At 46.9% G+C, this 4,615-nt stretch carries 5 protein-coding genes; 2 read left to right on the top strand and 3 right to left on the bottom strand.

Translation table 11 applies throughout. The annotated features are described in order from the left end of the window. A partial coding sequence (locus tag VN105_RS25200; protein WP_325645452.1) for a helix-turn-helix domain-containing protein occupies positions 1 to 199 on the top strand: 199 nt, incomplete at its 5' end. Between the two features lie 68 nt (positions 200 to 267). Continuing rightward, positions 268 to 1,029: an SDR family oxidoreductase gene (locus tag VN105_RS25195; protein ID WP_325645450.1), complete on the top strand. Its 762-nt coding sequence runs from the start codon at positions 268 to 270 to the stop codon at positions 1,027 to 1,029. A gap of 207 nt (positions 1,030 to 1,236) precedes the next feature. Here VN105_RS25195 and VN105_RS25190 read toward each other — a convergent pair whose 3' ends face one another. From VN105_RS25190 to VN105_RS25180, 3 genes are all read right to left on the bottom strand, one after another. Beyond that, positions 1,237 to 3,693, bottom strand: coding sequence for a DUF4157 domain-containing protein (locus VN105_RS25190; protein ID WP_325645449.1), 2,457 nt, complete (start codon positions 3,691 to 3,693; stop codon positions 1,237 to 1,239). A gap of 140 nt (positions 3,694 to 3,833) precedes the next feature. After that, a complete protein-coding gene (locus tag VN105_RS25185) occupies positions 3,834 to 4,115 on the bottom strand; it encodes a hypothetical protein (RefSeq protein ID WP_325645448.1) in 282 nt (93 codons plus the stop codon). Between the two features lie 5 nt (positions 4,116 to 4,120). Beyond that, a complete protein-coding gene (locus VN105_RS25180; protein WP_325645446.1) occupies positions 4,121 to 4,390 on the bottom strand; it encodes a hypothetical protein in 270 nt (89 codons plus the stop codon). Positions 4,391 to 4,615 lie beyond the last annotated feature (225 nt).

The raw sequence follows: 4,615 nt of genomic DNA, 5'->3' as shown, positions 1-4,615 counted from the left end.
ATCACCCAAAGAGTTTATCACCAACCGTTTGATGACAGAAGCACAACGAAAGCTGCATTACTCGAAGGTTTCCGTAAAAGAACTGGCATATGAACTGGGGTTTAGCGATCCTGATTATTTCTCCCGGCTTTTCAAAAAAAGTACGGGAAGAAGTATAAGTGAGTTTTTGGCAGATCAACAGGATTTGTCGGGTAAATAAAATGATTTGTCCATTCCAACCGTTTTTCCGCTGGCTACCTTTGTCCCGTTAGTTTAAAAACGGAAAAAATGAAAACAGCATTCATCACGGGAGCCAACAAAAGTATTGGCTTTGAAACAGCAAGACAATTATTGCATAATGGATTTTATGTTTACCTCGGAAGCCGGAACCTGGACAATGGGTTAAGGGCTGTTAAACAGCTGAAATCCGAAGGTTTGACTAATGTGGAGGCCATTCAGATTGATGTAACCGATGATCATTCGGTAAAGAATGCAAGACTGGAAATTGGTCTGAAAACAGATGTTTTAGATGTACTTATTAACAATTCCGGTGTTTCGGGCGCAAAGTCCGACGAGAATGGAAATTATATCCCGCAAACCGCAACCGGTACCAGCGTTGAGGTTTTTAAAGAAGTTTACGAGATCAATGTATACGGTGTTATAAGAGTTACGCAGGCGTTTCTGGATTTACTCAGAAAATCGGAAGCGCCGAGGATCGTGATGGTAAGTTCCAGCCAGGGTTCTATTACGTTGCACAGCGACCCGGCGTATAAATATTACAACTTTAAAGGCGCAGTTTATCTCTCCTCAAAAGCGGCGTTGAATATGTATACCGTTAACCTGGCTTATGAATTGCGGGATACCCATTTTAAGGTGAATGCGGTGAGCCCGGGCTTTACCAAAACAGATTTCAATAACAACCGGGGAACAGGTACTGTTGAAGATGCGGGGAAACGAATTGTAAAGTATGCTTTAATCGGGAACGACGGGGCGACGGGTAAATTTTTCTGTGAAGAAACCAATCCTCAAACCGGTGAAATTCCATGGTAACAGCAAAACAATGATGGTATTGCCGCATCATTGCGGCAATACCTGATGCTATTTCCACAGGGAGATATTGACAATGCCCCCGAATATGAAAGGACAGCAGAATCCGGGTTACGGTCAGTAGGTTTTTTGGTGAGATATAAGAGGTACTGTTTCCTTCTGCCAACCAAAATTTTGTGGCGCCAGGTTCGGATTTAAGTTAAGCGTCTTCTACCATGCTTGCTCCGGATTCCCTAATCCGGGTGGGTTTGCCGCTCCGCCAAGGTGTTCATGCACCTTTACATCTTGTGTGGCCTGTGCCTCTGTACGTGCATTTAACAACCTTATCAGCTCTATCATATATTGCGTCATGGGTACCCAGGAGGCTACAGGGAAGCGTTCCGCACCTCCTTTGGGGATCATATTGCGCATTTCAAACACCGGTGCTTCTCTTTCAGTTGCACCAGCTCTGCGTGTATCAGCATGCCGGGCGTTGGTGGGATCAATACCTTCTGCCGGGCGTTGCTGGAATCCTCCAAACCGTGCTGTTATACCATCTGTTGCCTGTGTAAATACGTTCTGTACAAAAGTGTTGCAGGAAAGTCCAAAATGACGCGGTCCTGCAGCCTCGTTTTCGTTAGGATTGTTCATTAATACGGAGCCTGCTACGCGTCCGGTTCGGGCAAATATCCGCGTAAACAGGTAGTTCATGTTGGCCGGAGCTGCCTGTAGCCACGCTTTTTCTGTTGCAGGAACAGCGTGGAGAAATATGTGCGACAGATCTGTACGGGACAGGAGGTCTGTCAGGTTTTTATCTAATGGCGTAATACCGGCACCAGTCCAATATTTTCCCAACCGGAGATATTGGCAAACAAGGGTTAACAGACCTCTCAGATTTACAAAGGAGGGTGCGCCCACGGCTATTTGTGCTTTCAGGTCGTTGATCACATTGGTGGCGTCTCTTACTGCCAGCGACATTTCCAGTTCGGCTCTGTTGGTACCACCCGGATTCTGGGCAGTGCCTCCTATATCTGCCTGATGTTTAAGAGAAAGCTGGTTTTGGGGTGCACCAAAAGCCACTGTACTTTTTACCAGCGATGGTATTTGTGCCAGGTCGATGGCAAAGGTGCTTTGTATTGAAGCATCGGTTGACTGAAGTGGCTGAAGCGGATTCCCTACATGGATTTGAGGATTCAGCACATTGGTATGAGCAATGGTATTTAAAGGAATCCGGTTGGCGAAATTGGCGGTACCATTCTGTATATCGGTTGCCAAGGTAGCCGCTTCTGTCATGGCGGCGATCAGATCATTGCGGCCTGCCGCTGTTTCCGGTGCATATGGCCTGGTTACTATTTCAAGTATAGATGCGTATTGCGTGTTTCCCTGACCGGCAATCGGATGATGTGCGCTCCATGCCGTTGCAGGGTGGGCGCCCGCTGCAGCACGCCGGTATAAGCGGGATAATCCGGCAGGAGGTTGCTGGTTGGCTGCAATCCAGAAAGTATAATGCTGTTGTACCTGTTGTCTAAGGTTGTTGAGTGTTCGGTTTATGGCATGGTATCCCAGGAGGTTGATAGGATGCCTCAGCGAAGGAACTTCATTGAGGCTCATCCAATCCGCGATCGCCATTTTTATCTTCATTAATTCGCTCATGGCCACGTTTGCTTCCCAATTTTCCGATGCCCTGAGATAAGCAGGGATTGCCTGATCTATCCGGGTAAGCATGCTGTTATCCATGCCAATTGTATTGGTAGCCGGTACGCGGGAATACCAGGCATCTGCCGAATCGTGCTGCCAGCCGGTCAGTGAATTACGCGGCAACGCCGTGCGTGGATCTGCTACCGGCGGTACGCCGGGTGTATTGCCAACCCTGGTTTCATGTGTGGCCGGCAAATCGTAGGCGCCCAAAGTCCGCCAATTTACCGGTGCATGAAGGTTAGTAGCTACCTGGAAGTTGGCATCGGCAGGACTGGTGGGTGTAGGTCCCGCTACCGTACCATTATGGTCTACCTGTAGTTCCAGCCCTTGTGCGCCATAGGATCCCAGGAAGCTTTTTTCCGGTGCTGGTCTTCCGTTTATATCCACCAGTACCAGCAACTCCAGCTCAAATCCCATCATTGGCTGTAATACGCCGCTCCCGGAAGAGGGTGCTGCTTTAAGTAATGCGGGTGGCGTTGTGGTAGCCTGTGTGGCTTTCAGGCCCATCACATCTGCTTCTTTTTCAAGATCAGCATTGTCATTGATATGGGTAGTTCCTTTCAGCTGCCTGGTAGGACTTACACGCCCTTGTTTTTGCTGTACTACATGCCATGCCTCATGCGCCAGGTGTTTTTCCTGCCCGGGCCCTATATGAATCTGGTTACCCTGTGCATAAGCAAGTGCATTCAGCTGAGCAGGCTGCGCAGAATTATATTGTACGTTCACATCGTCCATCGAATAACCAGAAAGGTTTTCAATACCAGATTTTAAGTGATCCGGCAGGCCGGTATGATTTGGTTTAAGTTGAAATGGGCCAACTGTTGCTGCGTGGGTGTCATCCGTTTGACTATCGTTATCTTCATTAGCTTTTGTTGCCATTCTCTGAAGAGGTGATACGGCGGGTAGCGATATTGCGGCGTTGCCTGAGTGATCGGCTGCCGGAGATGCTCCAGCGTAAACGGCGCCGGTGGTTCTGCTTTCATGTGTCATAACTGAGGGATTAGTTATCGGGTTTATTTACTGAAAGTCTTTCAGTAAGATACAAAAAACATCGGTATCTATTTAGCTCATTTTCTGTGGGCCCATCAGGTTATTTATGATACAACCTCTTTATGATTTTATACAGTTCATTATTTAGAATAGAGCGGGCAACGTTTTACCAGGTATTCCATGGTGTTTTTGTAGGCGTCTCCGGTATTCCAGAAAGCCTTCCTGTTCTGGTTATAGATAATATCGCTTTTGTCGTTGTAGATCTTCATATCCATTGTTGTCTGGTAATTCTGCACACTGGTAGAAGAGCTGCTGGCAGATCCGCTGCTTTTTTTATCGTCGGAATTATCTTTCTGTTCGGTTTTGCCGCTGTAAGACGTATTGCCATAGCTGGTTTGCGTGGTCCGGTTTTGAGTGATCATGCCGTCTATGCGGAAAGTGCATTGATTGTTTCCACCCTGCCGCTTGCAAACATGATCTTTTGGATCTCCGCCTTTTTGATGGTGTACACCAGTTTCTCACCGGTGTAAGTAAAACGGATGGAGCTGTCGCTCACTTCAAGCACATCTCCGTTCAACTGGTCCCCGTTAAGTTTTACAACAATGTCGTGTTTTTTTTCGGTTTGACTAAATGAGGTTAAAGAAGCTACAGACAGTAATAATAGCAGCATGATTCTGAGAGAAAGGGAGTAACGCATATGGTATTTATTTTAGAATGAAAATAACGATAATTTGTAACACTGCCGGCAGCGGTTGCCAACCGGGTTAATCTTCAAAAAAGTGCCGCATGGATTGGTGAAGCAGATTTTTTTATTCGTTTTTCGACTGAGAATAGATGCTGGTCTGGTTATCTTTATGAGCATAAACCATTTTTTCAGAAACTTTTTGTGCTGGTACGTTAGGGAGCAGGCGGCCATAACGGG

It is taken from the genome of Chitinophaga sp., assembly GCF_035564935.1.
Taxonomy (GTDB): Bacteria; Bacteroidota; Bacteroidia; order Chitinophagales; family Chitinophagaceae; genus Chitinophaga.
Note: the sequence above shows the minus strand (reverse complement) of the source record. Positions and strands in the feature narration are given on the sequence as shown.

Coding starts and splice junctions, on each gene's coding strand:
- VN105_RS25195 (WP_325645450.1), top strand. CDS start 268: ATGAAAACAGCATTCATCACGGGAGCCAACAAAAGTATTGGCTTTGAA.
- VN105_RS25190 (WP_325645449.1), bottom strand. CDS start 3,693: ATGACACATGAAAGCAGAACCACCGGCGCCGTTTACGCTGGAGCATCT.
- VN105_RS25185 (WP_325645448.1), bottom strand. CDS start 4,115: ATGATCACTCAAAACCGGACCACGCAAACCAGCTATGGCAATACGTCT.
- VN105_RS25180 (WP_325645446.1), bottom strand. CDS start 4,390: ATGCGTTACTCCCTTTCTCTCAGAATCATGCTGCTATTATTACTGTCT.